This window comes from Novosphingobium sp. SG754 (genome assembly GCF_013149315.1).
In the GTDB taxonomy this organism is placed as follows: Bacteria; Pseudomonadota; Alphaproteobacteria; order Sphingomonadales; family Sphingomonadaceae; genus Novosphingobium; species Novosphingobium capsulatum.
This window is the reverse complement of sequence record NZ_JABGCC010000004.1, coordinates 60690-84622: the sequence shown is the minus strand read 5'-3', so window position 1 is coordinate 84622 and position 23933 is coordinate 60690. Positions and strand designations below refer to the sequence as shown.

At 66.0% G+C, this 23933-nt stretch carries 20 protein-coding genes; 11 read left to right on the top strand and 9 right to left on the bottom strand.

Translation table 11 applies throughout. The features are described from left to right. Positions 1-10 precede the first annotated feature (10 nt). From hemW to rph, 3 genes are all read right to left on the bottom strand, one after another. Complete coding sequence (gene hemW / locus FHW97_RS11030) at positions 11-1162, bottom strand: radical SAM family heme chaperone HemW (protein ID WP_171799009.1); 1152 nt, start codon at positions 1160-1162, stop codon at positions 11-13. Between the two features lie 151 nt (positions 1163-1313). Beyond that, on the bottom strand, positions 1314-1943 hold the full coding sequence (rdgB, locus tag FHW97_RS11025; protein ID WP_107717292.1) for an RdgB/HAM1 family non-canonical purine NTP pyrophosphatase: 630 nt from the start codon (positions 1941-1943) through the stop codon (positions 1314-1316). After that, positions 1940-2656: a ribonuclease PH gene (gene rph, locus FHW97_RS11020; RefSeq protein ID WP_107717294.1), complete on the bottom strand. Its 717-nt coding sequence runs from the start codon at positions 2654-2656 to the stop codon at positions 1940-1942. The genes rdgB and rph overlap by 4 nt, the downstream gene beginning before the upstream one ends. 135 nt (positions 2657-2791) lie before the next feature. Between rph and hrcA the strand changes: the two genes are divergently transcribed. The 3 genes from hrcA (at position 2792) to FHW97_RS11005 (ending at position 4878) form a co-directional block, all read left to right on the top strand. Then, positions 2792-3868 carry a heat-inducible transcriptional repressor HrcA gene (gene hrcA / locus FHW97_RS11015; RefSeq protein WP_171799008.1) on the top strand — a complete coding sequence of 359 codons (1077 nt, stop codon included), beginning with the start codon at positions 2792-2794 and terminating at the stop codon, positions 3866-3868. After that, a complete protein-coding gene (grpE, locus tag FHW97_RS11010; protein WP_171799007.1) occupies positions 3865-4431 on the top strand; it encodes a nucleotide exchange factor GrpE in 567 nt (188 codons plus the stop codon). The genes hrcA and grpE overlap by 4 nt, the downstream gene beginning before the upstream one ends. Positions 4432-4626: 195 nt before the next feature. Beyond that, on the top strand, positions 4627-4878 hold the full coding sequence (locus FHW97_RS11005) for a glycine zipper domain-containing protein (RefSeq protein WP_022677504.1): 252 nt from the start codon (positions 4627-4629) through the stop codon (positions 4876-4878). Here FHW97_RS11005 and FHW97_RS11000 read toward each other — a convergent pair whose 3' ends face one another. Together FHW97_RS11000 and FHW97_RS10995 are read right to left on the bottom strand one after the other, a co-directional pair. Beyond that, positions 4879-5328: a vgr related protein gene (locus FHW97_RS11000; protein WP_171799006.1), complete on the bottom strand. Its 450-nt coding sequence runs from the start codon at positions 5326-5328 to the stop codon at positions 4879-4881. A 15-nt stretch (positions 5329-5343) separates the two neighbouring features. After that, positions 5344-5901: a copper chaperone PCu(A)C gene (locus FHW97_RS10995; protein WP_171799005.1), complete on the bottom strand. Its 558-nt coding sequence runs from the start codon at positions 5899-5901 to the stop codon at positions 5344-5346. A 178-nt stretch (positions 5902-6079) separates the two neighbouring features. Between FHW97_RS10995 and dnaK the strand changes: the two genes are divergently transcribed. Continuing rightward, positions 6080-7987, top strand: a complete 1908-nt coding sequence (gene dnaK, locus FHW97_RS10990; protein WP_054130975.1) for a molecular chaperone DnaK — start codon at positions 6080-6082, stop codon at positions 7985-7987. 120 nt (positions 7988-8107) lie between these two features. Next, the gene (gene dnaJ, locus FHW97_RS10985) at positions 8108-9247 is read left to right on the top strand and encodes a molecular chaperone DnaJ (RefSeq protein ID WP_171799004.1); all 1140 of its coding nucleotides are present in this window, start codon (positions 8108-8110) and stop codon (positions 9245-9247) included. Positions 9248-9310: 63 nt separating this feature from the next. Here the strand turns inward: dnaJ and FHW97_RS10980 are convergent, their stop codons facing one another. Then, the gene (locus FHW97_RS10980; protein WP_171799003.1) at positions 9311-11710 is read right to left on the bottom strand and encodes a patatin-like protein; all 2400 of its coding nucleotides are present in this window, start codon (positions 11708-11710) and stop codon (positions 9311-9313) included. A gap of 189 nt (positions 11711-11899) precedes the next feature. Here FHW97_RS10980 and FHW97_RS10975 point away from each other — a divergent pair, with 189 nt between their 5' ends. The 4 genes from FHW97_RS10975 to FHW97_RS10960 are packed head-to-tail and all read left to right on the top strand — an operon-like array spanning position 11900 to position 18415. Further along, on the top strand, positions 11900-13285 hold the full coding sequence (locus tag FHW97_RS10975; RefSeq protein WP_107717305.1) for a TIGR03013 family XrtA/PEP-CTERM system glycosyltransferase: 1386 nt from the start codon (positions 11900-11902) through the stop codon (positions 13283-13285). 15 nt (positions 13286-13300) lie between these two features. Then, positions 13301-15451 (top strand): XrtA/PEP-CTERM system histidine kinase PrsK, encoded by a 2151-nt coding sequence (gene prsK, locus FHW97_RS10970; protein ID WP_171799002.1) that lies wholly within the window; start codon positions 13301-13303, stop codon positions 15449-15451. Continuing rightward, the gene (prsR, locus tag FHW97_RS10965) at positions 15451-16827 is read left to right on the top strand and encodes a PEP-CTERM-box response regulator transcription factor (RefSeq protein ID WP_028658192.1); all 1377 of its coding nucleotides are present in this window, start codon (positions 15451-15453) and stop codon (positions 16825-16827) included. The genes prsK and prsR overlap by 1 nt, the downstream gene beginning before the upstream one ends. Continuing rightward, complete coding sequence (locus tag FHW97_RS10960; RefSeq protein WP_171792444.1) at positions 16820-18415, top strand: tetratricopeptide repeat protein; 1596 nt, start codon at positions 16820-16822, stop codon at positions 18413-18415. Before prsR ends, FHW97_RS10960 begins: the two co-directional genes overlap by 8 nt. A gap of 7 nt (positions 18416-18422) precedes the next feature. Here FHW97_RS10960 and panB read toward each other — a convergent pair whose 3' ends face one another. Next, positions 18423-19292, bottom strand: coding sequence for a 3-methyl-2-oxobutanoate hydroxymethyltransferase (gene panB / locus FHW97_RS10955; protein ID WP_062782384.1), 870 nt, complete (start codon positions 19290-19292; stop codon positions 18423-18425). A 228-nt stretch (positions 19293-19520) separates the two neighbouring features. Between panB and FHW97_RS10950 the strand changes: the two genes are divergently transcribed. Beyond that, positions 19521-21041: an amino acid permease gene (locus FHW97_RS10950; RefSeq protein ID WP_171799001.1), complete on the top strand. Its 1521-nt coding sequence runs from the start codon at positions 19521-19523 to the stop codon at positions 21039-21041. Between the two features lie 88 nt (positions 21042-21129). On the opposite strand, the gene FHW97_RS10945 is transcribed toward FHW97_RS10950, so the two are convergent. Together FHW97_RS10945 and FHW97_RS10940 are read right to left on the bottom strand one after the other, a co-directional pair. Further along, entirely contained in the window at positions 21130-21612 is a 483-nt protein-coding gene (locus FHW97_RS10945; RefSeq protein ID WP_168351232.1) for a pyridoxamine 5'-phosphate oxidase family protein, read from the bottom strand. Between the two features lie 30 nt (positions 21613-21642). Further along, the gene (locus FHW97_RS10940; RefSeq protein ID WP_054130980.1) at positions 21643-22536 is read right to left on the bottom strand and encodes an alpha/beta fold hydrolase; all 894 of its coding nucleotides are present in this window, start codon (positions 22534-22536) and stop codon (positions 21643-21645) included. Between the two features lie 147 nt (positions 22537-22683). Between FHW97_RS10940 and FHW97_RS10935 the strand changes: the two genes are divergently transcribed. After that, positions 22684-23931, top strand: coding sequence for a putative DNA modification/repair radical SAM protein (locus FHW97_RS10935; RefSeq protein WP_171799000.1), 1248 nt, complete (start codon positions 22684-22686; stop codon positions 23929-23931). The last annotated feature ends 2 nt before the right edge of the window (positions 23932-23933 follow it).

The window sequence follows — 23933 nt, the reverse complement described above, 5'->3', positions numbered from 1 at the left end:
CGCTTTTCCCTCAGCCTACCAGCTCGGCCGGCACAAGTTCGGCCAGCAGCGCATCGAGCAGCGGCATCCCCGCCTCGGTCACCACCAGCCGCGTGCCCTCGTCGCGCAGCAGGCCGCCACGCGCATGGAACGCGCGCTTGGACGGGTCGATCAGCGCGCTTTCCGCCAGGCCAAAGCGGCGGGAGAGGGCGGCGACATCCACCCCTTCATCCAGGCGCAGGCCCATCAGCAGCGCTTCGCTGGCCTGTTCGGTCCGGCCCAGCGCGCGTTGTTCCACCAGGCCATGGCCTTGCTCTGCCACCGCGCGCAGATAGTTTTCCGGCTTGCGATGCCTGACCGTGGCAGTTTCCAGCCGCCGGCCATGTGCACCCGGCCCGATCCCGGCATAGTCGCCATAGCGCCAATAGGTCAGGTTGTGGCGGCTCTGCTCGCCCGGTCGGGCGTGATTGCTGATTTCGTAGGCGGGCAGGCCGGCCGCGGTCATGCGTTCGCGGGTCAGCGCAAAAAGGTCGGCCGCGGCATCATCGTCAAGCGGGGTAAAGCGCCCTTCGCGCACCAAAGTGGCAAAGCGCGTGCCCGGTTCGATCGTCAGCTGATAGAGCGACATATGCCCGGTGCCCAGCGCCAGCGCCCGTGCCAGTTCGGCGTCCCACGTTTCCGGCGTGTGGCCCGGCCGGGCATAGATCAGGTCGAACGTAACGCGGGCAAAATGCCGCTGCGCCACGTCCACCGCTGCCAGTCCCTCGGCTGCATTGTGCAGGCGGCCGAGGAAATGCAGCGTCTCATCGTCCAGCGCCTGAAGGCCCAGCGACACGCGGTTGATGCCCGCGCTCGCCAGTGCGGCGAAATTGGCCGCTTCGACCGAGGATGGGTTCGCTTCCAGCGTGATCTCGATATCGCTGGCCAGGCGCCAGTGCTGCCCCGCCGCTTCGATCAGCCGCGCCACCATCGCGGGCGGCATCAGCGAGGGCGTGCCACCGCCAAAGAAGATCGAGGTGAGTTCCCGCCCAGGCAGCAGCGCGGCTTCATGCGCCATGTCGGCCAGCAGCGCGCTTTCCCACGCCGCCATGTCGGTCTTGGCGCGCACATGGCTGTTGAAGTCGCAATAGGGGCACTTTGCGAGACAGAACGGCCAGTGGATATAGAGCGCGAGGGGGGGCATTTTTTCTCCGGTTCGGGGTGTTGCGTAATGTCTCCCACCACCCCCCGACCCCCTCCTCTGAAGCGGAGGGGGAGAGCGGCCAAATAAGCCCCCTCCTCTTTAGAGGAGGGGGTTGGGGGTGGTGGCAGTTCCTGCGCTAACCCAGCCCCTTCTACCCCGCAAACTGCGCGGCGACCAGCTTGGCAAAGGCATCGGCGCGATGGCTGATGGCGTGCTTTTCGGCCGGATCGAGTTCGGCAAAGGTGCGCGTATCGCCCACCGGCACGAACACCGGGTCATAGCCAAAGCCCAGCGTGCCGCGCGGCGGCCAGGTCAGCGTGCCATCGGCCCGCCCTTCATAGCTGACCGCTTCGCCATCGGGCCAGGCGATCGCCAGAACGCAGGAAAACCAGCAGTCGCGCGGGGCATCCGGGCCCAGCTCGGCCAGCTTGCCCTCAACCTTGCCCATGGCCATGTACCAGTCGCGGCCGGGCCCACCTTCATAGGGCGCCGCTTCGGCCCAATCGGCGGTGTAGACGCCGGGCGCGCCGCCCAGCGCGGCCACCGAAAGCCCGGAATCGTCAGACAGCGCCGGCAGGTTGGCGGCGCGCGCCGCCGCGTGGGCCTTGATCAGCGCATTTTCCACAAAGGTCGTGCCGGTTTCCGCCGGTTCGGGCAGGCCAAGCTCGCCCGCCGACAGGCATTCCAAGCCATAGGGGGCGAGCAGCGCCTGGATTTCGCGCAGCTTGCCCTTGTTGTGCGTGGCGATGACCAGCTTGCCGGGGGCGAGCGTGCGGCTCACCGCGCCACGGCCTTTTCCTGCGCGGCGAAGATATCGGTGCAGCCCAGGCGAGCCAGGCGCAGCAGGCGCAGCAGCGCTTCCTCGTCATAGGTCGCGCCTTCGGCGGTCGCCTGCACTTCGGCGATGTGGCCGCCTTCGATCAGCACGAAGTTGGCATCGGCATCGGCCGAGCTGTCTTCGATATAGTCGAGATCGAGCACCGGCGTGCCCTTGACGATCCCGCACGAGATCGCCGCGACCTTGCGGGTCAGCGGATCGTCCTGGATCGCCCCGGCATCCATCAGCTTTTGCACGGCCAGGCGCAGCGCGACCCACGCGCCCGAGATCGAGGCGGTGCGGGTGCCGCCATCGGCCTGGATCACGTCGCAATCCAGGGTGATCTGGCGTTCGCCCAGCTTCTTGAGATCGGTCACGGCGCGCAAGCTACGCCCGATCAGGCGCTGGATTTCCTGGGTGCGGCCCGATTGCTTGCCCTTGGCCGCCTCGCGGCTGCCACGGGTGTGGGTGGCGCGGGGCAGCATCGAATATTCAGCCGTCACCCAGCCTTCGCCCTTGCCGCGCATGAACGGCGGCACGCGCTCTTCCACCGAGGCCGTCACCAGCACCTTGGTGTCGCCAAAGCCGATGAGGACCGAGCCTTCGGCATGCTTGGTGAAGTTGGTCTCGATGGTGATCGCCCGCATCTGATCGGCGGCGCGGCCGGAAGGACGCATGTTGAGGTTTCCTTGCAAGGGTGGGTGCCAGAATTGCGCGCTGCCTTGGCCGATTGCGTGATGGCCCGCAAGCAATTCCGCGCGGCATGCAATTCCCTTGAGCCTTGGGCCAAGGCTTCTACATATGGCTCTGGTATGAACGGCTCCACGCTTACCGATCTGTCCAACCGCGCCCGCGATATCTTCCGCCTGGTGGTGGAGGGCTATATCGCCTCGGGCCAGCCGGTCGGCTCCAAGACGCTGGCTGGCGCGGGCGGGGTCAATCTGTCGCCCGCCTCGATCCGCTCGGTATTGCAGGAACTCCAGGATGCCGGGCTGCTGGCGGCGCCGCACACCAGCGCCGGGCGCATGCCCACCGAAATGGGCCTGCGGCTGTTCGTCGACGGCATCATGCAGGTCGCCCAGCCGAGCGAGGCCGAACGCGCCCAGATCGAACGCGGCCTCAAGCGCACCCGCGCTCAGGGCGGCACGATCGAGGCGGCCCTGGCGGCGGCAACCTCGGCGCTGTCAGAGCTTTCGGCCGGGGCAGGGGTGATCATGGTGCCGCGCCGCGAACCGCGGCTGATGCAGCTTTCGTTCGTATCGCTGTCGCCCACGCGCGCGCTGGCCGTGCTGGTGGCCGAAGACGGTGGCATCGAAAACCGCGTGATCGACCTGCCGGCGCCCACCGCGCCCTTCATGCTGGAACAGGCTTCCAACTATCTCACCGCGCGTCTCGCCGGCCGCACCCTGGCCGAGGCAGTTGCTGCGATCCGCGCCGAAATTGTCGGCGGGCGCAGCGCGCTCGATGCTGCCAGCGCCGATCTGGTGCAGCGCGGCCTGGCAGTATGGAGCATGGACGCGGCCCAGCGCCCGGTCCTGGTGGTGCGCGGCCAGGCCAACCTGCTGGATGAAGCAGCACTCGGCGATATCGAGCGGGTGCGCCTGCTGCTCGATGAACTGGAAAGCGCCGAGGCGATTGCCGGCGTACTTGATGCCGCGCGCGAGGCGCAGGCCACGCGCATTTTCATCGGCAGCGAGAACCGCCTGTTCTCGCTTTCGGGGTCCTCGGTGATCGCTTCGCCCTGGCGCGACGGCGAGGGGCGGGTGGTCGGTGTAGTGGGGGTGATCGGGCCAACGCGGTTGAATTATGCGCGCGTCGTCCCCATGGTGGATTTCACGGCCCAATCCTTGGGCAAACTTATCGGACAAGACGGATTTTCACGCAAATGACGGATAACGAGACGCGCCCGCAAGATGCAGAGCTGGAAGCCGAACTGGCTGGCGTGCCCGAGGATTTGAAGGAATCCGGCGCCGCTGGCCACGATACCGAGTTGGCGGCCCTGCGCGAATCGCTCGAGGTGGCCAAGCAGGACGTGCTCTATGCCAAGGCAGAGACACAGAATGTGCGCCGCCGCATGGAAAAGGACATTGCCGATGCGCGCGCCTATGCCGCCACCAGCTTTGCCCGCGACATCCTGTCGGTGGCCGACAACCTGACCCGCGCACTGGAAACCATCCCGGCCGACCTGCGCGAGGACGACAAGTTCAAGAACCTGGTCACCGGCCTTGAAGCCACCGGGCGCGAGATCGAAAAGGTTTTCGGCAACCACGGCATCAGCCGCATCGCCGCCAAGGGCATGCCGCTCGACCCGCATCAGCACCAGGCCATGATGGAAGTGCCCTCGGCCGAGCATGAACCCGGCACCGTGGTGCAGGAGCTGCAGGCCGGCTACACCATCAAGGACCGCCTGCTGCGCCCGGCCATGGTCGTGGTGGCCAAGAAGCCGGATTGATAGCGTAAGATTCCCACCACCCCCCAGCCCCCTCCTCTGAAGAGGAGGGGGAGCTTGGCCTTTGAAAACGTAAGCCCTCTCCTCTTTAGAGGAGGGGGTTGGGGGGTGGTGCGAGGCCACGCGCGATCTATGGAACCAAACCCCGTGCTCCATCGTAACCTCTTGTGACAACGGGAGGGCGATGGAGGAATTGCCATGGGTAAGAAGTTCCTGATCCCCGCCGCCATTGCGCTTGGTGCCCTGTCGCTGGGCGGTTGTGCGCGCAACTATGCCGGTGAAGGTGGCCTGGCCGGGGCTGGCGTCGGCGCCGCGGTAGCCGGCATTTCCGGCGGCAATATTGGCACTGGCGCAGCGATCGGCGGCGCTGTGGGCGCGGCCGCTGGCTCGCAGGTCAAGAAGGATTGCTGGCGTACCGACGCCGATGGCCGCAGCTATCGCGTCTGCTGATCAAAACGGCAGGACTGCCCGATAGGCCGCCAGCGATGGCTTGTCGGGCAGCGCCATGCCTTGCGCCAGCAGGAAGGCGTGGCGCACTATTTCCGCCTGTTGTTCCAGGCCATAGCGCGCAAACGGCTTGCCCGGCACCAAGTCATAGGCATAGCGACAGAACGGATGGCGCTGCAGGGGCAGGAAGACGCCCCGCTGCCATTGCCACACGTGGCACAATTCGTGGATCAGCAGCCCTTGCAGGCTGAGGCGCTCTTGCGCGAAATCGGCTGACCAGAAATCGGCGCCGGGGTGAAAGTGGATGTGCCCCATCGGCGCCATCACCACGTTCACCCCTTGAAACGGCCACCAGCGGCGGCGCCGCACTTCTACCAGCTGCCAATCGATCGCCGCACCATAGACGCTGCGTCCTAGCGCCACTTCGCCCGGCGTCAGCTTGCGCGCGACCATGATGGCGCGCTGGCCTCACATATGATCCATGTGGTCCATGCTGCCGCCGGCTGCGGCTCCAGCTGCTGCGGCGGCGCCGGGCGCGACGACCTTGGCCTTGGTCGTTGCCTTGTCACCGTTGTCGAGGGTGATGGTGAGTTCGGTCACCCCGCCGGCCTTGAGCGTGGGGGCGAGGTCGAACAGCATCACGTGGTTGGCACCGGGCTTGAACTCCACGCTCTTGCCCGATTGCAGCGGCACCGCCTTGAGCGGCGACATCTGCATCATGCCATCCTTCATCGCGCTTTCATGCATTTCCGCGCGGCCCGCGCCGTCGACATGCACGGCGACTAACTGGCGGTCGGGCCCGCTGCCCTGCGCCAGGGTGAAATAGGCAACGCCCGGATTGCCGGCCACGGCGGGCAACTGCACGGTTGCATCGGTCAGCGTGGTGCCCGGTGCGTTTTCGGGCGTGGCATCGAGGCTTGCGGCAACGCTGGGGCTTTCCTGCGGCGCAGGCTTGCTGCATCCCGCCAGGGCAAGGCCCGAAGCCAGGGCAAGACAGGCCATGCCGGCCAGAACAGGTGCGCGCATGCGATGCGATCCTTCTTTTCAAGCGAGGTGAAAATGTGACACAGCCATAGCACGCGCGGGGCTTGTGCCAAGCGCAAGCGCACCTATATCCCGCCCGTAACGAGCCGCCAAGGTGGCGCCTGCCCACAAGGGGGACGCCCGATTAAGCGGTGTCAACACGCGAAGGATATGGGGAAACATGGCTAAAGTTATTGGTATCGACCTCGGCACGACCAACAGCTGCGTCGCGGTGATGGACGGGGGCACGCCCAAGGTCATCGAGAATTCGGAAGGCGCGCGCACGACGCCTTCGATCGTGGCTTTCACCAAGGACGGTGAGCGCCTGATCGGTCAGCCGGCCAAGCGCCAGGCCGTGACCAACCCTGACAACACGATCTTTGCGGTCAAGCGTCTGATCGGCCGTCGTTTCGACGATCCGCTGACCCAGAAGGACACCCAGCTGGTGCCCTACACGATCACCAAGGGCAAGAACGGCGATGCATGGGTTGCGGCCGGTGGCCAGGATTACAGCCCGTCGCAGATTTCGGCCTATACCCTTCAGAAGATGAAGGAAACCGCCGAAAGCTACCTGGGCGAAACCGTGACGCAGGCAGTGATCACCGTGCCGGCCTACTTCAACGACGCGCAGCGCCAGGCGACCAAGGACGCCGGCCAGATTGCCGGCCTTGAAGTGCTGCGCATCATCAACGAGCCGACTGCGGCCGCGCTGGCCTATGGCCTCGACAAGCAGGACGGCAAGACCATTGCCGTGTACGACCTTGGCGGCGGCACGTTCGACATCTCCATCCTCGAAATCGGCGATGGCGTGTTCGAGGTGAAGTCCACCAACGGTGACACGTTCCTGGGCGGTGAAGACTTCGACACCGCGCTGGTCGAATACCTGGCGGACAAGTTCAAGGGCAAGGAAGGCCTTGATCTGCGTGGCGACAAGCTTGCCCTGCAGCGTCTCAAGGAAGCGGCGGAAAAGGCCAAGATCGAACTGTCTTCGGCCCAGACCACCGAAATCAACCTGCCCTTCATCACCGCACGCATGGAAGGTGGCAGCACCACCCCGCTGCACCTGGTGGAAACCATCACCCGTTCGGACCTCGAACGCCTGGTCGGCAAGCTGATCGAGCGCACGCTCGAGCCCTGCCGCAAGGCGTTGGCCGATGCCGGCCTTTCGGCCAAGGACATCGACGATGTGGTGCTGGTCGGCGGCATGACTCGCATGCCCAAGGTGCGCGACGTGGTGAAGGACTTCTTCGGGAAGGACCCGCACACCGGCGTGAACCCTGACGAAGTCGTGGCCATGGGCGCGGCCATCCAGGCAGGCGTGCTCCAGGGCGACGTCAAGGACGTGCTGCTGCTCGACGTGACCCCGCTCTCGCTGGGTATCGAAACGCTGGGCGGCATCATGACCAAGATGATCGACCGCAACACCACGATCCCGACCAAGAAGAGCCAGGTCTACTCGACCGCGGAAGACAACCAGCAGGCCGTGACCATCCGCGTGTTCCAGGGTGAACGCGAAATGGCGCAGGACAACAAGCTGCTGGGCCAGTTCGACCTGCTCGGCATTCCGCCCGCACGGCGCGGTGTGCCCCAGATCGAGGTGACGTTCGACATCGACGCCAACGGCATCGTCAACGTGTCGGCCAAGGACAAGGGCACCGGCAAGGAACAGCAGATCCGCATCCAGGCATCGGGCGGCCTGTCCGACGCCGATATCGACCAGATGGTGCGCGACGCGGAAAAGTTCGCGGCTGACGACAAGAAGCGCCGCGAGGCGGCCGAGGCCAAGAACAACGCCGAAAGCCTGGTCCACGCCACCGAGCGCCAGCTTGAAGAGCATGGCGACAAGGTTGACGCGGGCCTCAAGGCCGAAATCGAGGCAGCCCTGGCCGAAGCCAAGACCGCGATCGAAAGCGGCAATGCCGAAGACATGACCGCCAAGACCCAGGCCCTCACCGACAAGGCGATGAAGCTGGGCCAGGCGATCTATGAAAAGGAACAGGCCGGTGCCGCCTCTCCGGGGGCAGAAGCGCCCAAGGACGACGGCGTGGTCGACGCCGAGTTCTCGGAAGTGGACGACACCAAGGCTTGATCTGCAACATGACCCCCTCTCTTGCCACGCATGGTGGCAAGGGACGGGGAGAGGGGACCAGGAACGCCTTTAACATGGCATTGCCCAGGCCCTCTCCCCGTGCGGGGCGAGGGCTTTGTTATGGCAGTTGAAGCCGATTATTACGAATTGCTGGAAGTGGAACGGACGGCTGATGACAAGGTCATCAAGTCTGCGTTCCGCAAGCTGGCGATGAAATTCCACCCCGACAAGAATCCGGGGTGCCAGGATTCCGAGGCCAAGTTCAAGCAGATCAACGAGGCCTATGCCTGCCTCTCCGATCCGCAAAAACGCGCCGCCTATGATCGCTATGGCCATGCCGCGTTCCAGCAGGGCGGCCCCGGTGGGGGCGGTGCAGGCGGTTTTGGCGGCGGCGATTTCGGCGACATCGGCGATATCTTCGAAACGATCTTCGGCGGAGCTTTTGGTGGCGGTGGCGGCCGGCAGCAAAGTCGGCGCGGCGCCGATCTGCGCTATGACATGGAAGTGACGCTGGAAGAGGCGTTCCATGGCAAGACTGCCGAAATCACCGTAGAAGTGTCGCAGACCTGCGAACCGTGCAGCGGCTCCGGCGCGACGCCCGGCACCTCTGCCCGTCGCTGCAACCTGTGCGGTGGCCATGGCAAGGTGCGCGCGCAGCAGGGTTTCTTCATGGTGGAGCGGGCTTGCCCCAACTGCCACGGTCGCGGCGAAGTGATCGAAAAGCCCTGCCGCCATTGCCGTGGCGAAGGCCGCGTCGATGCGCCGCAGACCCTGGCGGTGGATATTCCTGCCGGCGTGGATACCGGCACGCGCATCCGCCTGGCTGGCAAGGGCGAGGCCGGGCCCAATGGCGCCCCGGCGGGCGATCTCTACATCTTTCTGCACATTGCCCGGCACAAAGTGTTCGAGCGCGACGGCACCACGCTGCTGACCCGCGCCCCGATCAGCTTCACCACCGCGGCCCTGGGCGGCGAAATCGAGATCCCTGGCCTGGACGGCAGCCGCCACGCGATCGAGATTCCCGCCGGCATCCAATCGGGCAAACAGTTGCGCAAGCGCGGCGCGGGCATGCCCGTGCTGCAAGGGCGCGGCTCGGGCGATCTTGTCGTGGAAATCCAGGTGGAAACGCCCACCAAACTGTCGGCGCGCCAGCGCGAACTGCTGCGCGAATTCCAGAGCACCGAAACCGGCGAAGAATGCCCGCAATCCAAGGGCTTTTTCGAACGCATCAAGGATGCCTGGACCGATTTGACGGAATAACATCGGGCAAGGCGTCCACCACCCCCAACCCCCTCCTCTGAAGAGGAGGGGGCTTTTTTATGTCTACTCCCCATCCTCTTTAGAGGAGGGGGGCGGGGGGTGGTGGAAGCCACCATCAAACTTCGCCAAAACCTCCGCCCGCACGCTTGGCACCAACTCAGCCTCTGCCCGCAACCTAGGCTCCTCTTCCGCCAAAATCGCCAGGAACGCATCGCGCTTGAAGGTCTCGATCAAAGCAGCATCAAGCGGCTCGTCCAGCGTCGAACAGACCATGTCGATCAGCCGTTCCGCACCATTGAGCCGGCCCCACAGATAGTCATTCTCACGCCAGGCACGGCTGAAGAACGCGCCGAAGTGCGTGAATGCGATGCCCTTGAGGCAGGCGCGCGTGCCGCCGCTGCGGATGGCGGTGGCGTCTTCGGGCGAGATGCGATCGACCTTGACCGGATCGAACTCGCCCAGCCCATCGCCCTGGAACAGCGGCAACGTGGCGACGTCATAGAACGGAAAGCCCAGATAGGCGTGCAAGAAACGGCGGCGCAGCGCCTTGTCCATCATGCCCAGCGCATGGACAAACAGCCCATCCACTTCATCATCCAGCCGCGCCAGATCGCGCCGCGCGGCAATCGCGGCCAGTACCGCGCCAGGGTCTTCGCGCACCACGGCCGCACTGGCGGCAAAGCCGGGGCCAAGGCCGCTCAGGCTGGCGCGCGCCTGATAAAGCGCCTGGGCGCGATAGACCACGTCGCGCGCCGCCTCCCGCGCGGCCGGGTCGATGCCGGCGGCTTCGTCCCAATCGGCGGTCAGCCGGCGGGCCAGCAGCTTCAGGCGGCGGATGCGAAACGCCAGATCGTGCGCGCGGAAAAAGGCGATGGCCGGCGCCGTCGCACCTGCGCCGCGCGCGCTCAGGTTGTCGAGACCAAGCTGGTTGAGGTGGCGCCACAGCGCTTCTTCCACCCCGGCATTGTCATCGGCGGGCAGGGCCTGGGTGATCACCTCGGCCAGATCGGCGACGATCCCCGCCAGCTTGACCTGGGCATAGCCATGAAACGCATAACCAGCCTGTTCGGCCGCGGCCTGCTGCGCCCGGGCGCGCCAGGTGATCAGGCGCTTGGGGTTGGGCCAATCGAAAAACAGCGTGTGGCCAAACAGCTTGGCCACGGTTTCCTCGATCTCGCCCTGCAGCGAATCGACGATTGCGCGCAGGCGCAGGCGTTCGCGGGATTGCCGCTCCAGCGCCTCCAGGTTGTCGCGAATCGGTTGCTCGCGCGGGATGGTGGAGAGGGCGCCAAAGATCGCCGCGATAAACCCCACGGGCGCGGCTGCGGGCGCGGCATCGCCGGGCGCGTGTGGCGCGGGATCGAGATAGACGAAACGCCGGTCCACCTCGCGCCGGGACGGACGGCTGCCCAGCGCGGCCATGGCCGGGGCGAACGGGCGGTTGACCAGCACGGCGCCATCGACCAGCGCGGCCTGGTCCACCGTGCCACGCCGCCAGCGATTGGGCATGATCCGCTGCAGAAAGGCCGAGCGGCCCCGCCAGGTTTCGCCGCGTTCGGCCACCAGGCGGTCAATCTCGGCAATGGTCAGCGGCGGAAACGCACCGGGAAAGCTCGCTGTGGCACGCGCGGCCAGGACCAGTTCGGGCAGCGGGGCCAGGCCTTCGCCGGTATGGGCGCGGGCCTCGGCGCGAAAGCCGATGCCCAGACGGTGTTCGTTTTCCTCTACCAAGGGCGGGCTGTTGAGCCGCAGCGGCGCGGGATGCCCGGCAAAATCGGTGGCCGTCACCATCAGGTCGATCGGGTGGCCCGGCGGCAGCAGCGGCGCGGCGTTGCCGCTGCGCGCCATGGCATCGAGCGCCTCGGCCAGCAGGCGGGAAAAGCCGATGCCGCTGAACGGCGGGGCAAACCAGCGCGCCCGGATCAGGCGCGAAATCTTGCGGCGCACTTCGCCCCAGGCCTTGCTGTGGCGTGTTTCGTAATCCACCTGCTGCGCCAGTTCGCCACCCCGTGCGCGCAGGGCTGGCCAGCGCAGCACGGCCCAGACCAGCGGCTGCGCCCAGAACTTGGCAAAGCGCCCCCATGGCCGGGCATCGGGATCGAGCAGTACGTCGCTATCGGCGCGGGCTAGCCACAGCCGCGTCAGCGGCTCCAGGCTTTGCCCGGTGGCAAGCGCTTGGCCCAGGAACACGGCATTGATGCCACCGGCGCTGGCGCCCGAGAGGATATCGACCAGTACGCGCAGGCGCAGCCCGCGCTCGGCGTGGATGGTGTCCAGCAGGGCGATCCACACTGCCTCGATTCCCGGCTCTGGCACGGGCGCTGTGGCAGAGCCGGCCTTGGCGTTGACCGCGCAACTGGCCCGCGACAGGTGCCACAGTTCCTTGGTAACCCCATGCATATACACCGCCAGGCTGATGCCGCCGGTGGAAACAAGGGCCAGGCGCAGTTCTTTCTGCCGCATCGCCAGACCATGACAGGGATTGAAGCGCTCGACCAGTAGGGGCGAGAGGCTGTAAGCCGGTCCGACGCTATTAACCGCGACTTGTCAGATTCACCGACAATTTACCCGTGCGGGCCTATCCCCGCCACAGAACGATACGCGCAGTTACCGATCCGCCCCGGCAGGGCGCAGCTGGATACCCTTGGCCTGATGATCCGCTTGTTCAAACACTATATTCCCAACGCGGTCTTCCTGCTGGGAATCATCGATTTCTGGCTGCTGGTGCTGGCGGGTGAACTGGGCTGGGTGGTGCGTGCCCACCAGATCGGCATCGATGTGGGCTATGCCAGCGATCGCCTGTGGCCACTGCTTACCTTTGCCGTGCTGGTGCAGACCGCGATGGTCTCGGTCGGCGTCTATGGCTCTGACGCGCTGCGCTCGATGCGCTACGCCACGGCGCGGCTGATGGTCGCCGTCAGCCTTGGCATCATTGCGCTCTCGGTCGTCTATTTCCTGATCCCCGGCCACACGCTGTGGCGGTCCAACCTGTTCTACGCCATGGTCTTTTCCATGGTCCTGCTGGTTGGCGTGCGGCTGGTGCTGGGCGGGTTCCTCGGCACGGCGGCGTTTCGTCGCCGCGTGCTGGTGCTGGGTGCGGGCAAGCGCGCCGATCGCCTGCGCAAGCTGGGCGAGCGGCCCGAGGCCGGCTTCGTCATCGTCGGCTATGTCGCGATGAGCACGCAGCACCCGCTGATCGAGGAAGCGATCAGCCGCGACGCGCTGCCCAATCTGACGCGGTTTGTCGAAAACCTCGGCGTGAGCGAGGTGGTGCTCGCGCTGGAAGAGCGGCGCAATGCGCTGCCGCTGAAGGACTTGCTGCGGATCAAGACCACCGGCGTGCATGTGAATGACTTCTCCACCTTTGTCGAGCGCGAGACCGGCCGCGTCGATCTCGATACGGTCAATCCCAGCTGGCTGATCTTTTCCGATGGGTTTTCCTCGGGCCGCATGCTGTCGGGTGCGATCAAGCGCGCGTTCGATATCTGCGCCAGCCTGCTGCTGCTGGCGCTGACCGCCCCGATCATCGTGGTCTTTGCCATCCTGGTAAAGCTCGACAGCAAGGGGCCGGCGTTCTTCCGGCAAACCCGCGTCGGCCTCTATGGCGAGACGTTCAACCTCATCAAGCTGCGCTCCATGCGCACTGATGCCGAGGCCGGCGGCGCGCAGTGGGCCGCGAAGAACGATCCGCGCGTTACCCGCATCGGCCGCCTGATCCGCAAGCTGCGTATCGATGAACTGCCGCAGACCTGGACGGTGCTCAAGGGCCAGATGAGCTTTGTCGGCCCGCGCCCGGAACGTCCCGAATTCGTGTCAGACCTGGAAGAACATCTGCCCTATTACGCAGAACGCCATATGGTGAAGCCGGGCATCACCGGCTGGGCGCAGATCAACTACCCCTATGGCGCCTCTATCGAGGATTCGCGGCACAAGCTGGAATATGATCTCTATTACGCCAAGAACTACACCCCGTTTCTTGACCTCTTGATCCTGCTGCAAACCCTGCGCGTCGTGCTGTGGCACGAAGGCGCGCGCTAAGCAGGCGCTGCCGCGATGCTGGCCCCTGTGGGATGGACAGGATTGGGCCAATGGGCCTTTGTGCTGGCGGCATTTGCCGGGCTGGTGCTGGGCGTGTGGCAGATCGACCGGCAACGGCGCGGCCGCCCGGTCAGCCGCGCGGGAATCGCGGCGGTGCTGGTTGGTGCGGTCTGGGCCCTGTTGCAGGCCGCATTGGGGCCGCACGCGCCCGTGGCGCTCTTGGCCGATATGGCGCGCAACCTAGCCTGGCTGCTGGTGGTCTATGCCCTCTTCGCCCGGGATGGACGGCATGAATCCGTAGCGCCGGTGCGGCCGGTGCTGATCGTGCTGGCCGTGGTGGAACTGCTCCAGGTCGTGCTGCTCGTGCTCGATTGGCGCTTTGCCGCGTTCCCGGTGGCACGGGCGATGATTTTCCAGATTGCGGTGATGCTGCGCCTGCTGGTGATCACCGGAGCGCTGGTGCTGGTGCACAATCTCTATGCCGGGGCGATGACCGCGCAGCGCAGCGCGGTGCGCTGGACCTGCGCCGCCCTGGCGGTGATCTGGGGCTACGATCTCAATTTCTACACCATCGCCTATCTGGTGCGCGGCACGCCGGCCGAACTCGTCAGCCTGCGCGCGCTCGCCGCGTTGCTGGGCGTGGCCCTGCTGGCGGCGGGCGCGGTGCGCGAGCAGACCACCGGGCGCTTTTCGCCGTCGCGCACCGTGGCGTTCCAGTCGCTCTCCCTGCTGGTGATCGGCGGCTACATGCTGGTCATGGTCGGCGTGGCGCAGTCCATCGCCTGGGCAGGTGGCAGTGCCACGATGCTGACCCAGCTTGGCTTCGTGTTTGCCTCGTCGGTGCTGGTCCTGGCGCTGATGCCCTCTGGGCGCTTGCGTGGCTGGCTCAACGTCATGCTGTCCAAGCATTTCTTCCAGCACCGCTATGACTATCGCGCCGAATGGTTGCGCTTCAATGCCACGATCGGCCGGGGTGGGGCGCGGGGGCCGGGCGGGGTGACCAGTGGCGCGGGCGATACCGTGCCGCTGCATACCCGCGTGATCCAGGCCGTGGCCGATATCACCGACAGCGCGCGCGGCGCTTTGCTGGTGCCGGCCGATAGCGGCGAACTGGTCCTGGCGGCACGCTGGCAATGGCCCACGCTCGATGTGCCGGCCCAGGGGCTCGACGCAGCAGGCGCCGCCTTCTTCGAAACCCACGGCTTCATCGTCGACCTTGATGAAGTGCGCGGCGGCATCGACCACCGCGGCGAGGCACAGGCCACGCCCGTCTGGATGATCGAGGAAGAGGCCGTCTGGGCCCTAGTGCCGCTGCTCCATTTCGATCGGCTGGTCGGCCTTGTCGTGCTCGGCCGCCCGGCGGTGGCGCGCCAGCTCGATTGGGAGGATTTCGATCTGCTGCGCGTGGTGGGCCATCAGCTGGCCAGCTACATCGCCGAAAACAATGGCCAGCTCGCGCTGCTCGAAGCCAGCCGCTTTGATGAATTCAACCGCCGCATCGCCTTCGTGATGCACGATATCAAGAACCTGGCGAGCCAGCTTGGCCTGCTGGCGCGCAACGCGCAGCGCCACACCGACAATCCCGAGTTCCGCAAGGACATGCTCGTCACGCTGAGCAACTCGGCCGACAAGCTCAACGCCCTGATCGCCCGCCTGTCGCGCTATGGCGCCGGCAATGTGGAGCAACTCGCCGCGGTTGATGCCGTGGCGGTGGCCCAGGCGCTGGCCGGTCGCTGGCCGCATGGTGCCAGCGGGGCGCAAGTGGTGGTGACGGTACATGGCGCCTGCACGATCATGGCTAACCGCGAAACGCTGGAGCAGGTGCTGGCCCATCTGGTGCAGAACGCCATTGATGCCAGCCCTGCCGGGCAAAGCGTGCGGGTCGAACTGCGCAGTGAGGCGCTGCACGGCTGCATCGACGTCGTCGACACCGGCACCGGCATGAGCGCCGAGTTCGTGCGCAACAACCTGTTCAAGCCATTCGTTTCCACCAAGGCCGGCGGCTTTGGCATCGGCGCCTTCGAAGCGCGCGAACTGGTGCACGCCATGCGCGGCCGGCTCGACGTGGAAAGCCGGGAAGGGCTGGGCAGCCGCTTTTCCGTGCGCCTGCCGCTTGCTGCCGCCGCTGCCCTGTCTCCACCCTATTCCCAGCAGGACGTTGCATGATGACCGACACCCGCGCCAAGCAGCTGCCCAAGCTGCTCATCGTCGAAGATGATCCGGGCCTCCAGGCGCAGCTCAAGTGGGCCTACGAGGATTTCGAGGTGTTCATCGCCGGTGATCGCGCCAGCGCGCTTACCCTGTTGCGCGCCGAAGAGCCGGCAGTGGTCACGCTCGATCTGGGCCTGCCGCCCGATCCCGATGGAGTGAGCGAGGGCTTTGCCGTGCTGGACGAGATCATGGCAATCAAGCCCGATACGAAGGTTATCGTGGCCTCGGGCCACGGCGCGCGCGAATCCGCGCTGCGTGCGGTGGCGCAGGGTGCCTATGATTTCTATCCCAAGCCGGTGGATATCGACGCCTTGGGCCTGATCGTGCGCCGCGCCCTGCATCTTCACCGGATCGAGGCGGAAAACCTCAGCCTGGCCACGCGGGCGCCGGCCGATCACCGCGTGCTGGGCAACATGATCACGGCCGCGCCGGAAATGGTCAAGGTTGCCCGTACGATCGAGCGGGTGGCCAATACCAATGTCTCGGTCATGCTGCTTGGCGCCAGCGGCACGGGCAAGGAACTGCTGGCGCGTGGCCTGCACGAGGCATCGAGCCGGGCGAGCGGCGCTTTCGTGGCGATCAACTGCGCGGCGATCCCGGAAAACCTGCTGGAAAGCGAGCTGTTCGGCCACGAAAAGGGCGCGTTCACCGGTGCGGTCAAGACCACCGAGGGCAAGATCGAACAGGCCAATGGCGGCACGCTGTTCCTCGATGAAGTGGGCGATATTCCGCTGCAGTTGCAGGTCAAGCTGCTACGCTTCCTGCAGGAACGCACGATCGAGCGGATCGGCGGGCGCCGCTCGATCGCGGTCGACACGCGGATCGTCTGCGCCACGCACCAGAACCTCGAGGCGATGATCGCCGAAGGGCGCTTTCGCGAAGACCTGTGGTATCGCCTCGCTGAAATCGTCGTGAAGATCCCCAGCCTGGCGCAGCGGCCGGGTGACGCCACTTTGCTCGCCAAGGCGTTCCTCACCCGCTTTGCCGCGCAGATGAACCCCTCGGTCAAGGGCTTTGCCCCCGATGCCTTGGCCGCGATCGACGGATGGGGCTGGCCGGGCAACGTACGAGAGTTGGAAAACCGGGTGAAGCGCGCGGTGATCATGGCCGATGGCAAGCTGGTGGCGGCCGCCGACCTCGATCTCCCGCTGGCCGACGCCGGTGCAGACAATCCGCTCAACCTCAAGGCGGTGCGCGAGGCGGCCGATCGCAAGGCGATCCGCCACGCCCTGGCCCGTAGCGAGGGCAACATTTCCAGCACGGCGCGTCTGCTCGGTATCAGTCGGCCGACGCTTTACGACTTGCTCAAGCAATATGACATGCATGGGTAACCGCAGGTGTGCCTTGTTCGTGTCGCTCGCGGCAACGCTCCTGGCCCTGGCGCCGGTGGGGCAGGCGGCGGCCGATGGCCCCCCGCTCGATGCGGTGCGGGCCAAGGCGCGGGCAGCGCTGGTGCGGCGCGATCCGATCTCGGCCGAAGTGGCCCTGCGCGAGGCCATGCGCCAGGGCGCGCCGGCCGATGCGCTGCGCGCCGATCTCGCCGCCGCCCTGCTGGCGCGTGGGGCCTTGGCCGATGCCCACACCGTGCTGGATGGCGCGGCGCAGTTCACGCCCGATACTGCCGCGCTCGGCTGGCGCATGCGCGGGCAACTGGCCCTGGCCGAAGGGCGCTTGCCGGTGGCGGGCCAGGCGTTTGACCAGGCCTTGCGGCTCACGCCCGACGACGCCGATCTGTGGGTGGCGATCGCGCGCCTGCGCTTTGCCGGGGGGGAGCAGGCGCAATCGGTGCAGGCGGCAGCACGCGCGGTGGCGCTGGCCCCGCGCAACGCCCGTGCGCTGGCGCTGCGCGGCATGCTGGTGCGCGAGCAGTTCGGCCTGCGCGCCGCGCTGCCGTGGTTCGAGCAGGGCCTCAGGATCCATCCCCAAGATCCTGATCTGCTGACCGAATATGCTGCCACGTTGGGTGACATGGGCCAGGCCCGCGCCATGCTGGTGGTGGTACGCAAACTGGCCGAGGTGGACCCGGGCAACCCGCGCGCGCTCTATTTCCAGGCCGTGCTGGCCGCCCGCGCTGGCAAGACCGAGCTTGCCCGCACCCTGTTGCAACGCACCGGCACCGCGCTGCGCGACATGCCCGCGGCCATGCTGCTGGGCGGCGTGCTGGAATATCGCGCGGGCAACTACAGCGTTTCGGCCGGATTGCTGGCGCGGCTGGTGCGGCTGCAACCGGCAAATCTCCAGGCACAGCAATTGCTCGCCCGCGCCATTGCGCGCGAGGGCGATCTGCGCCAGGTGGCCTGGCGGTGGGATAGCGTGGCGCGGCAGCCCTTTGCCACGCCCTATCTGCAAGCCACAGTGGCGCGCGTCTGGCAGGGGCTGCGCCAGCCACAACGGGCCAAGGATTTGTCCACCGTTGCCGCCAGGATGGGCAACACGCGGCCCTTCACGGCGATTCCGCCCGATCTGCCGCTGGGGGCACTCGCGCTCCGCTATCAGGATGGCCCCAATTTTGCCGACGTGGCGGTGCCCTATGTCCGTGGCCTGCTCGCCGCGCGGCAGTTTGACCAGGCGCGGGCCATTACCGATCGGCTGCGCGCGGCCAATCCCGGCGCGGCCGAAGCCTGGCTTCTGGCCGGGGACGCTCGCATGATCATCAATGACGCGCGCGGTGCGCTTGCCAGTTATGATGCTGCGGCGGCGATCCGGTTCAACGAACCGGTGCTACGCCGCATGGACGCAGCCCTGCGCGCGGCGGGCCGGGCCAAGGACGCCGACGCGATGACCGCGCGCTATCTGGCGCAAAATCCCGAAAGCCTCCTGGCGATGCGGCTGCTTGCCGTCGCCTGGGCGGGGGAAGGGCGCCAGACCGAAGCCCAGGCCATGGCCCGCGCACTGGCGGCGCGGGGGCAGGTGCTTTAGGCGCGGATTACTTCGGCTGGTAGGTCTGCTCCGGCCCCGGAAACGCGCGGTCGCGTACTTCCTGGGCATAGTGGGCGGCCGCTTGCTCGATCGTGCCGGCCACTTCGGCATAGCGCTTCACAAAGCGGGGCACGCGCTCGAACATGCCCAGCATGTCTTCGGTCACCAGCACTTGGCCATCGCACTGCGCCGATCCGCCAATGCCGATCACCGGGCACGGCACCGCCTGGGTGATGGCAATGGCCAGCGGTTCCACCACACCTTCGGCCACGATGGCAAAGGCGCCGGCATCGGCCAGCGCGCGGGCATCGGCGAGGATCTTGTCGGCTTCGGCCTGGCTGCGGCCGCGCGCGCCATAGCCACCCAGCACGTTCACCGCCTGCGGCGTCAGGCCGACGTGGCCCATCACCGGGATGCCGCGCGCCACCAGGAACGCCACGGTTTCGGCCATGGCCGCGCCGCCTTCCAGCTTGACCCCGGCGCAGCCGGTGTCCTTGAGCAGCCGCGCCGCCGCCGCAAAGGCCGCTTGCGGAGAGGCTTCATAGCTGCCGAACGGCATGTCCACGATCACCACCGCATGATATGAACCGCGCACCACGGCAGCGCCATGGGCGGCCATCATGTCGAGCGTGACCGGAACGCTCGATGGCAAGCCATAGATCACCTGGCCCAGCGAATCCCCCACGAGCAGGATATCGCAATGCGCATCCAGCAATTGCGCCTGGCGCGCGGTATAGGCGGTGAGCATCACGATCGGCTGCGCGGTGTGCCCATCCACCTTGCGCTGGCGGATGGCGGGCACCGACAGGCGCTTCATCGGCGCCGGGGTGGGATGGGCGCGGCTGGTGGCCGTGTCGAGCTGAAAGGTGGTGGACATGCGCACTGCTTTCCCAAAAGCTGGCCCCAAAAGCCGGTCAGGTGTGGCGCGCGCTTCTATACCATGGGGCAAAACCCGCAAGGGCAGGGGGCATTGGCACATGCAGATGAAAAAAGGCCCTTTGCCAAGCCATAGGTTGCCGCTAGCGTTGCGGCCCATGACCTGGTTACCGGTGCAACGTGTTGGCGTGGGGGTTCCCGCCGCACCGGTCCAAGGCGGGAGATTTCAATGTTTGGACGCGTCAAACCACTCGACGCTATTCTGGCGACAGCCGAAAAGAAATCATTGCACCGCTCGCTCGGTGCCTTCCAACTGACCATGCTGGGTGTTGGTGCCGTGATCGGCACCGGTATTTTCGTGCTTACCGCAGAAGCCGCGCAAAAGGCCGGGCCGGGCATGATGATCAGCTTCATCATCGCCGGCTTCGTCTGTGCGGTAGCGGCGCTGTGTTACGCCGAAATGGCAGCCATGGTGCCGGTCTCGGGTTCCGCCTATACCTATAGCTACGCCGTGATGGGCGAACTGGTGGCCTGGATGGTCGGCTGGGCGCTGATTCTGGAATATGCCATCGCTGCCGGTGCCGTGTCGGTCGGCTGGTCGGGCTACATGATCGGCTTTGTCCAGAACAGTTTGCATATAACCGTGCCGCTGGAACTGGTGCGCGGCCCGTTTGACGGTGGCCTGATCAACTTGCCGGCCATGGGTATTGCCGTGGTGATTACCGGCCTGCTGATCCTGGGCACCAAGGAAAGCGCCACGGTCAACGCGGTGCTGGTGGCGATCAAGATCGTCGCCCTGTCCCTGTTCATCGCGCTGACCATTCCCATGATCAAGGCAGGCAATTTCCAGCCGTTCGCGCCGCTGGGCTTCACCGGCATTTCGGGCGCTGCGGCATCGATCTTCTTCGCCTATGTCGGCTTCGACGCGGTTTCTACTGCGGCAGAAGAGACCAAGAATCCGCAACGCAACATGCCGATCGGCCTGATCGGCAGCTTGGCAATCTGCACCGTATTCTACATGCTGGTGGCCGCTGGCGTGATTGGCACTGTTGGCGCGCAGCCGGTGTTCGGCCCCGGCCATGTTGCTCTGTCGCCCGGATCGCCCGCGCTGTCTGATGCCTGCAACGCGATCGGTGAAAACGCCGTGGTCTGCTCCAAGGAGGCTCTGGCGTGGACGCTGCGTTCGGTCGGCCACCCGATGGTGGGCTGGCTGGTGGGCCTTGCCGCCATCCTGGCGCTTCCGTCCGTCATCCTGATGATGATGTTCGGCCAGACCCGCATCTTCTTCGTGATGAGCCGCGATGGCCTGCTGCCGGAATTTTTCTCCAAGATTCACCCGCGCTTCCACACGCCGCACGTGATCACGCTGCTCACCGGGGTGTTCGTGGCGCTGTTCGCTGCCTTCTTCCCGGTTGGTCTGCTGGCCGACGTGTCGAACTCGGGCACGCTGTTCGCGTTCGCGGCAGTGTCGATTGCGGTGCTCGTGCTGCGCCGTACCGATCCCACGCGCAAGCGTCCGTTCCGCACGCCGGCGGTGATGATCGTGGCCCCCATTTCGATCGTGGGCTGCATCTATCTGTTCGGCAGCCTGTCGGCCGCAACGATCCAGCTGTTCATCGGCTGGGCCGTGCTCGGCCTCATCGTGTACTATGCCTATAGCCGCAGCCGTAGCCATGTCGGCCGAGGCCTGACCGAAGTGCATGAAGGCGATGCTGACCTGCCGCCCAGCTCGGTGCCGCCGATAGACTGATCGCGCATCAACTTGGGCCAGCAAAACAAAGGCCGCCGTTTCCCCGGGGAAGCGGCGGCCTTTGCCTATTGGAACGGGTTCGTTCCGTTTAGAGGCTGGTTTCGGCGTAGCCACCCTTGATGCTGTCGCCCACGGGCAGGCCCAGCGCCATCTTGACCGCGCCCATCACGCCCACTTCACCCGACCAGATCGCCGCTTCGCCCAGGTCCATGCGCAGGAACAGCAGGTTGGGATCGTTCTTGCCGCCCGGAAACCAGGATTCGACCATGCGGCTCCAATGCTTGTCAAGCAGGCCACGGTCGGTTTCCTCGCTCAGCGCGCCGGTGAAGCGGGCGAATAGGTCATGCCCCTTGGCAGCATAGGTCGCCGTGGCGCCGCCCTGCGCGGCAAAGCGATTGTCGCGCGAGGTGAAGAACCAGATGGCGTGGTTGGCATCGCGGTCAAGCTGCGCGGTCATCGGCGCGGCGCTTTCTGGATCGGCATCCAGTTGCAGCATCACGAAAGGCGAATGGGCCAGTTCCTTCCAGAACTTTTCCTTCAGTTCCGCCGGGTTGCCTTGGTCATAATGCATCGTTTCTCTCCTGTGAAAGGGGCGTTCGGGTCAGACGTTGGGGGTGATCAGCATTTGCGCCGTCACCGCATCGATCGCGGCCTGGCGATCATCCGGGCGACGCCCGGCCAGAAATTCGGTGAGGTCAGCGATCAGCCGCTCGGTTTCCGTGGCAAACACGCCGTGCGGCGCGCCGGAATATTCGACCAGCATGGCATGGGGGACGGCGCGGGCCACCGCGCGGCCGGTCGCCTCGATCGGCACGGTCTTGTCGCCCGTGCCGTGGATCACCAGCGTCGGCACCGTAAAGCTCGCCAGGTCACGGCGGAAATCGGTGGTGGCAAAGGCCTTTGCCGCGGCCAAGGTCGGCAGCAGCCCGGCTTGCATCGCGTGGTTCCACGACAGCGCGCGCTGTTCGTCGCTCACCGGTTGAGCCAAGAGGCCAACCCCATAGAAATCCTTGATGAACCCGGCCATGAACTTGGCCCGGTCGGCCAGCATGCCCTCGGTCATCTGGTTGAAGGTCTCTTGCGGCACGCCGTCAGGATTGTCTTCGGTCTTGGCCATGAACGGCACAACCGATGAAACCAGCGCCACCCGCCCGATGCCATCGGCACCGTGGCGCGAAAGATAACGGGCAATTTCCCCGCCACCCATGGAAAAGCCGACGAGGGCCGCGCCCGGTCGGGCGTCGGTGGCTGCCAGCACATCGGCGAGATCGTCGGCGAACGTGTCATAGTCATAGCCATGACCGGGCTGATCCGACCGGCCGAACCCGCGGCGATCGTAGGCAATGGCGCGATAGCCCGCGCCAGCCAGCGCATTCATCACCGGGTCCCAGCTATCGGCATTGAGCGGCCAGCCATGGATCAGCACCACGGCGGGACCTTGCCCCCAGGCCTTGACGTAAAGTTGGGTGCCATCGCGCGTCTTGATCATGGGCATGGTTGGGAAATCTCCGCAAATCGTCTGCCCCTCCGCGCCTATAACCGGTTGAGGGGGAAGAGCGTTCCGGTGCCCTGCCCAAAATGCCGTGGGCGGTTCGCCGCATCGGCACTGGCATTGCCGGAAAGAAGAACGTATAAGGAACGAATGTCGCAACCCTCGGTCATGGAACGGCTCGGCATCCTGGCCGATGCCGCCAAATACGACGCTTCCTGTGCCTCATCCGGCACGGCCAAGCGCAACAGCGCCGGCGGCAAGGGCCTTGGCTCGACCGAGGGGATGGGCATCTGCCATGCCTATGCGCCCGATGGGCGGTGCATCTCGCTGCTCAAGATCCTGCTGACCAACCACTGCATTTTCGATTGCCACTATTGCGTCAACCGCAAGAGTTCCAACGTGCGCCGCGCGCGCTTCACGCCGCAGGAAGTGGCTGACCTGACAATAGCATTCTATCGCCGCAACTATATCGAGGGCCTGTTCTTGTCCTCGGGCATCGTGCGGTCATCCAACCATACGATGGAACAGTTGATCGAGGCCGCCCGCATCCTGCGCGAAGAGCATGAATTTCGCGGCTATATTCATCTCAAGACGATTCCCGAGGCTGACCCGGAACTCGTTGCGCGCGCCGGGCTCTATGCCGATCGCGTGTCGATCAACGTGGAACTGCCCACGCAGGCGGGGCTGGCGCGGCTGGCGCCCGACAAATCCACGCCGGTGATCGAAGGCGCGATGGCCAGTATCGGCAGCGCGATTGTCGAGGCGAAGGATGCGCGCAAGCGCTTCCGCCACGCGCCGCGCTTTGCCCCGGCCGGGCAATCGACCCAGATGATCGTTGGCGCCGACCAGGCCAGCGACGCTGATATCGTCGGCCGCTCGGCCACGCTCTACAGCCGTTTTCGCCTGCGCCGCGTCTATTATTCCGCGTTCAGCCCGATCCCCGATGCCAGCGCGGTCTTGCCGCTGCAACGCCCGCCGTTGATGCGCGAACACCGGCTCTATCAGTCTGACTGGCTGATGCGCTTTTATGGCTTTGCTCCGCACGAGGTGCAGCAGGCGGCCGATGCGGGCGGCATGCTGCCGCTCGATATCGATCCCAAGCTCGCCTGGGCGCTGCGCTTTCGCGACGCTTTCCCGGTCGACGTCAACCGCGCCCCGCGCGAGGCGCTGCTGCGCGTGCCCGGGCTGGGCGTGCGCGCCGTCAATGCATTGCTTTCGGCCCGGCGGCAGCGCCGGCTGCGGCTGGAAGACGTGGGCCGGCTGACCGTTTCGCTCACCAAGGTGCGGCCCTTCATCGTCACCGCCGATTGGCGGCCCACGCTGCTGGTCGATCGGGCAGACTTGCGCGCCAGTCTGGCCCCGCCCAAGGCGCGGCAGCTGGAACTGTTCGGGGCCTGATC

What these genes read in the sequence shown, in the direction of transcription:
- hemW (WP_171799009.1), bottom strand. Translation starts at nt 1,162, where the DNA reads ATGCCCCCCCTCGCGCTCTATATCCACTGGCCGTTCTGTCTCGCAAAG.
- rph (WP_107717294.1), bottom strand. Translation starts at nt 2,656, where the DNA reads ATGCGTCCTTCCGGCCGCGCCGCCGATCAGATGCGGGCGATCACCATC.
- hrcA (WP_171799008.1), top strand. Translation starts at nt 2,792, where the DNA reads ATGAACGGCTCCACGCTTACCGATCTGTCCAACCGCGCCCGCGATATC.
- grpE (WP_171799007.1), top strand. Translation starts at nt 3,865, where the DNA reads ATGACGGATAACGAGACGCGCCCGCAAGATGCAGAGCTGGAAGCCGAA.
- FHW97_RS11005 (WP_022677504.1), top strand. Translation starts at nt 4,627, where the DNA reads ATGGGTAAGAAGTTCCTGATCCCCGCCGCCATTGCGCTTGGTGCCCTG.
- FHW97_RS11000 (WP_171799006.1), bottom strand. Translation starts at nt 5,328, where the DNA reads ATGGTCGCGCGCAAGCTGACGCCGGGCGAAGTGGCGCTAGGACGCAGC.
- FHW97_RS10995 (WP_171799005.1), bottom strand. Translation starts at nt 5,901, where the DNA reads ATGCGCGCACCTGTTCTGGCCGGCATGGCCTGTCTTGCCCTGGCTTCG.
- dnaK (WP_054130975.1), top strand. Translation starts at nt 6,080, where the DNA reads ATGGCTAAAGTTATTGGTATCGACCTCGGCACGACCAACAGCTGCGTC.
- dnaJ (WP_171799004.1), top strand. Translation starts at nt 8,108, where the DNA reads ATGGCAGTTGAAGCCGATTATTACGAATTGCTGGAAGTGGAACGGACG.
- FHW97_RS10980 (WP_171799003.1), bottom strand. Translation starts at nt 11,710, where the DNA reads ATGCGGCAGAAAGAACTGCGCCTGGCCCTTGTTTCCACCGGCGGCATC.
- FHW97_RS10975 (WP_107717305.1), top strand. Translation starts at nt 11,900, where the DNA reads ATGATCCGCTTGTTCAAACACTATATTCCCAACGCGGTCTTCCTGCTG.
- prsK (WP_171799002.1), top strand. Translation starts at nt 13,301, where the DNA reads ATGCTGGCCCCTGTGGGATGGACAGGATTGGGCCAATGGGCCTTTGTG.
- prsR (WP_028658192.1), top strand. Translation starts at nt 15,451, where the DNA reads ATGACCGACACCCGCGCCAAGCAGCTGCCCAAGCTGCTCATCGTCGAA.
- FHW97_RS10960 (WP_171792444.1), top strand. Translation starts at nt 16,820, where the DNA reads ATGGGTAACCGCAGGTGTGCCTTGTTCGTGTCGCTCGCGGCAACGCTC.
- panB (WP_062782384.1), bottom strand. Translation starts at nt 19,292, where the DNA reads ATGTCCACCACCTTTCAGCTCGACACGGCCACCAGCCGCGCCCATCCC.
- FHW97_RS10950 (WP_171799001.1), top strand. Translation starts at nt 19,521, where the DNA reads ATGTTTGGACGCGTCAAACCACTCGACGCTATTCTGGCGACAGCCGAA.
- FHW97_RS10945 (WP_168351232.1), bottom strand. Translation starts at nt 21,612, where the DNA reads ATGCATTATGACCAAGGCAACCCGGCGGAACTGAAGGAAAAGTTCTGG.
- FHW97_RS10940 (WP_054130980.1), bottom strand. Translation starts at nt 22,536, where the DNA reads ATGCCCATGATCAAGACGCGCGATGGCACCCAACTTTACGTCAAGGCC.
- FHW97_RS10935 (WP_171799000.1), top strand. Translation starts at nt 22,684, where the DNA reads ATGTCGCAACCCTCGGTCATGGAACGGCTCGGCATCCTGGCCGATGCC.